Source organism: Pontitalea aquivivens (assembly GCF_046507575.1).
Lineage (GTDB): Bacteria > Pseudomonadota > Alphaproteobacteria > Rhodobacterales > Rhodobacteraceae > Pontitalea > Pontitalea aquivivens.
On sequence record NZ_JBKFEY010000130.1, the window covers coordinates 1 to 398 of the forward strand.

2 protein-coding genes are annotated in these 398 nt (G+C 67.6%); both read right to left on the reverse strand.

Annotation, left to right across the window (positions count from 1 at the left end):
- The coding region (locus tag ACK8OU_RS20485; protein ID WP_410305168.1) for a head decoration protein at nucleotides 1-209 on the reverse strand (209 nt) is incomplete at its 3' end.
- Nucleotides 210-215: 6 nt separating this feature from the next.
- A partial coding sequence (locus ACK8OU_RS20490; RefSeq protein ID WP_410305169.1) for a hypothetical protein occupies nucleotides 216-398 on the reverse strand: 183 nt, incomplete at its 5' end.

Here is a 398-nt window from a genome sequence, read left to right on the forward strand (position 1 = left end):
CGGCCCCAGAGGATCGCCGCGGCGGTTTCGGTGCCATCGACCGCCGCCGTGTCATGGGCGGCATATTTGCCCGAGGCGGTGATGCGGCCCAGCACGGTTCCGGGTTCGAGCGTGCCCGCCGCGAGGGTCACGGTTTCGCGGGTATAGTCGCGCAGCGCTTCCCAGACGAGAAAGCCGCCGGCGTGTTTGCCTTCGGTGAGCGTGGTCATGGGGAATCATCCTTTGGTTTGACGGAAGGTACGGGCGATCACCTCGCCCCAGGGATTGGTGGGGACACCCCGCCCGGGCTGGGCATGTGTGCCGGTGATGTCGGGCGTCGTTTCGGCCCGCATCTCGAGAAGCTGGGCGCGCACCGCATCGAGGCTGACCTCCTCCTCGAGAAACCGGCCTGCCATCTG